This window comes from uncultured Gordonia sp., from assembly GCF_937858515.1.
Lineage (GTDB): Bacteria > Actinomycetota > Actinomycetes > Mycobacteriales > Mycobacteriaceae > Gordonia.
The window spans coordinates 1-3,980 of sequence record NZ_CALLZT010000095.1 but is presented as its reverse complement, the minus strand read 5'-3'; the positions used below and the strand labels follow the sequence as shown (position 1 = coordinate 3,980).

4 protein-coding genes are annotated in these 3,980 nt (G+C 66.9%); all 4 read left to right on the top strand.

The window, feature by feature from the left end:
- On the top strand, positions 1-779 hold a 779-nt coding region (locus Q0627_RS08690), incomplete at its 5' end, for an iron ABC transporter permease (RefSeq protein WP_298809075.1).
- Positions 776-1,885 carry an iron chelate uptake ABC transporter family permease subunit gene (locus Q0627_RS08685; protein ID WP_291014732.1) on the top strand — a complete coding sequence of 370 codons (1,110 nt, stop codon included), beginning with the start codon at positions 776-778 and terminating at the stop codon, positions 1,883-1,885. The genes Q0627_RS08690 and Q0627_RS08685, both read left to right, overlap by 4 nt.
- Entirely contained in the window at positions 1,882-2,679 is a 798-nt protein-coding gene (locus tag Q0627_RS08680; RefSeq protein WP_298809073.1) for an ABC transporter ATP-binding protein, read from the top strand. The genes Q0627_RS08685 and Q0627_RS08680 overlap by 4 nt, the downstream gene beginning before the upstream one ends.
- Before the next feature lie 98 nt (positions 2,680-2,777).
- Positions 2,778-3,905: a YncE family protein gene (locus tag Q0627_RS08675; protein WP_291014736.1), complete on the top strand. Its 1,128-nt coding sequence runs from the start codon at positions 2,778-2,780 to the stop codon at positions 3,903-3,905.
- The last annotated feature ends 75 nt before the right edge of the window (positions 3,906-3,980 follow it).

Sequence of the window (3,980 nt, the reverse complement as noted above, 5' to 3'; positions counted from 1 at the left end):
CCGGTTCCCTCATCCAGCGACTGATGCGCAGCCCACTGGGTGATCCGCAGATCCTCGGGGTCAACGCCGGTGCGACGATCGCGGTGGCGATCGCGGTCGGTTTCCTGGGGCTGACCAGTATGTGGTCGTACATCTGGTTCGCCTTCGCCGGCGCGGTCGCGGCAATGGCCATCGTCTACGGCCTCGGTTCAGCCGGGCGCGGCCGGATCACGCCGGTGCGGGTCACGATGGCCGGCGTCGCGGTGACCGCGGTGCTCACGGGTGCGGTCCGCGGCATCGGCCTGCTCAATCCCGACGCCTTCGACGCCCTGCGCATCTGGGAGGTCGGCTCGCTGGTCGGCCGTAACAACTCGGTCCTCCTGGCCGTCCTGCCGTTCGTGGTGATCGGCGCAGTACTCGCGATGGGACTGGCGCGGCCCCTCGACGCGATCTCGATGGGCGACGACCTGGCCACCGCGATGGGTGTTCCCGTCCGGCGGGTCCGCATCCTCACCATCGTCGCGGTGGTGTTGTTGTGCGGAGCCGCGACCGCCGCGGCCGGGCCGATCGGCTTCGTCGGGCTGATGGTTCCGCACGCCGTACGCATGGTGGCCGGCGTCGGCGGCTGGTGGCTGACGGCGTTCTCGATGTTGGGCGGTGCCGCGCTGGTCCTGGTCTCCGACGTGGTGGGTCGGGTTCTGGTGCGTCCGGACGAGGTGCCGGTCGGTATCGTGACCGCATTCGTGGGCGCGCCGATCCTGGTCATTCTGGTCCGCAGACTCTCGTCAGGAACCGCATGACATCGGCGCGAAGCGGAAACAAGCCCTACCGGGCCACCGCGTTCACCGTGGAGCACTCGGGCAGCATCGATTTCGGGCGTCCGGTGATCCGGTGGCGGATCGGCGGACTGTCGGGGCGTTGGGACCGGCGCGAGGTCGTGGTCGGGACCGTAGCCGCAGTGGCCACCGTCGTCGTGGCGATCGTCGCGCTCGGAATGGGTGATCTCACCGTGTCGCCGGTGGGCGTGGTCAATGCACTGCTGGGTACCGGAGATCCGGCGGCCGAACTCGCCATCCGGGAGTGGCAGGCGCCCCGGGTGCTCGCAGCCCTCGCGTTCGGCGCCGCACTCGCCCTGTCCGGGGCCATCTTTCAGCTCCTGACCCGCAATCCGCTCGGCAGTCCCGACATCATCGGGTTCGGCGTCGGCTCGTACACAGGCGCGCTGGTGGTGACGTTGCTCTTCTCAGGTGGATATCTGGCCACCGCGGGCGGTGCGCTCGCGGGCGGTATCGGCACAGCCGCTGTCGTCTACGCCCTCGCCTTCCGGCAGGGGGTGGGCGGATTCCGGCTGGTGATCTGCGGTGTCGCGATCAGCTCAATGCTCGCGGCGGTCAACTACTGGCTGATCCTGCGGGCCGAGTTGTCCGAGGCGATGTCGGCGGCCCAGTGGGGTGCGGGAACCCTCGAGACGATCACCTGGCAGCTGACCACACCAGCACTGTGCGTGATCATCGTCCTCGTCGTCGGGGTTGCGGCATTGTCGCGGCGGCATCCGGTCTTCGAGCTCGGACCCGAGTTCGGCAGGACGCTCGGCGCGCAGTCGCGGGCTTCACAACTCGGTCTACCGATCCTCGGCGTCGCGCTCACCGCGGCCGCCACCGCGGTGGCCGGACCGATCGCATTCATCTCTCTGTCCGCACCGCATATCGCCCGCAGGCTCGTCGGCGGCGGGCGCACACCGCTCACAGTCACCGCGCTGCTCGGCTCGCTACTGCTCGTCGTCAGCGATGTCGTTGCCGCACGCGCCTTTTCGCCGCGGGCACTACCGGTGGGCGTGATCACGGTATGCCTCGGCGGCATCTACCTCTGTTACCTTCTGTACCGCGAGATGAGGCAGGAACAATGACCGCGATCTCCACCAGACTCGGCGCCGACGGCCTCACGCTGGGTTACGGCGAGAAGGCCATCGCCCGCGATCTGACCGTCGAGATCCCCGACAACAAGTTCACCGTGATCATCGGCCCGAACGCGTGCGGGAAGTCGACGCTGCTGCGGGCGTTGTCGCGGCTGCTCGCCCCCACTGCGGGCTCGGTCGTCCTCGACGGAAAATCGATCGAAAAGTACTCGACCAAGGAGGTCGCGAAGATTCTGGGGCTGCTGCCGCAGACCTCGATCCCGCCCGAGGACATCCGGGTCGCCGAACTCGTGTCGCGGGGCCGCTACCCGCACCAGCAATTCCTGCGGCAGTGGTCGCAGGCAGACGAAGACGCGGTGGCCGCGGCGATGGTGGCCACCGGTGTGGCGCACCTGGCCGGTGAGCGGGTCGACAGGCTCTCCGGTGGCCAGCGCCAACGTGTCTGGGTGGCCCTGGTCCTGGCCCAGGACACCCCGCTGGTATTGCTCGACGAGCCGACGACCTACCTGGACATCGCCTTTCAGGTGGAGCTGCTCGACCTGTGCCGACGGCTGCAGCGTGAGGAGAACCGGACGGTGGTGGCCGTACTGCACGACCTCAATCAGGCCTGCCGTTACGCCGACCACATCATCGCGATGCGCGCCGGTGAGGTGATCGCGGCGGGCGCACCGGCAGACGTGGTCACGGCCGACCTCGTGGCCGGCGTATTCGGACTGGCGTGCCGCATCATCGACGACCCCGAATCGAATACTCCGCTGGTCATACCGGTCTGGCAGACCACGTAGACGAGCGATCACAGGAAGAAAGGGCACCCTTACCCATGCCGTCGCACCCTGCTAAGGTCCGAACCATGAATTCACGACGAATCCGACATGTTTGCTGCGTGGGTGCTCCGGTTGTCGCCGGACTCGTCGTGGCGGCGACCCTCACCTCTCCCGCCTCCGCGGCCCCGGCAAGCACCAAGCTGGCGTCGGGCTGGTCGTACTCGCAGACGTCCATCCCCGCCGGTGTCGCCGACGGCGCCGAACTCGCAATCGATCAGAAGCGCCGCAAGATCTTCGTGACCGACGCCGACGACTTCAACTACAAGGATCCCAAGAGCGGACAGGTCCTGCCCTATCCGCATCCGCTCAACCCCAAGGTCGCGGTCCTGAGCGCCGACAGCCGTAAGGTGCTGCGTTCGATCAGTTACAACAACCTCCCCACGACTACCGTCCCGGTCAGTAAGACCATCCCGGCGAAGATGCCGATGAAGCAGATCCCGGTCGGGATCGCGCTCGACACCAGGGCCGGGCGAGTGCTCACCACCAACGCCGAGACCAACGCCGCCACCATCGTCAGCATGAACGCACGCGCCGCGACTCCGGGCGACATGGTCAAGTCCAAGCTCGACCATCCGATGGGTATCGCCGCCGACCCGACCACCGGGCGTGCGTATATCGCCAATGTGACCCTCGACGAGGTGGCCGTGATCGATACCGCCACCCGACGCGAGATCACGCGGATCAAGGACATCTACAGCCCGTCGTTCATCGCGATCGATTCCACGCGCCACCGGGTATACATCGGTAACGCCGATATCAAGACCAAGGGCAAGACCAACTACCTGACCGTGGTCGACAGCCGCACCAACACGATCGTCAAGAAGATCACCACCGCCGCCAATTCGCGGCCGGCCGTGGATGCGGCCACCGGCAAGGTCTACGCGGCCAGCTTCGCCACCGGCGAGGTCGCTGTGATCGACCCCGATTCGCTGACCATCGTCGCACGCATCCAGACCGGTGCGACGCCCAACAAGATCGCCATCGACTCCAAGCGCCGCGTCGCGTACACGTCGAACCTCTTCAAGAAGACCTTCACGGTGATCGACCTGAAGACCAACGCGGTGGTAGGAGCCATTCCCGCAGGCGTCGGCGTGCACACCCTCGCCGTCGACGAACGCACGGGGACCGTGTTCTCCACACAGTTCCAGAGCTCGAACCTGACCGTCCTCTCGGTCAAGCGAGGCTAGTGGGAGACACGCCCTAGACACAATACCGTTCAGTTAGTGCGCACCGGCGTGTAGGTGGGTGGCCCTGCGGGTTGG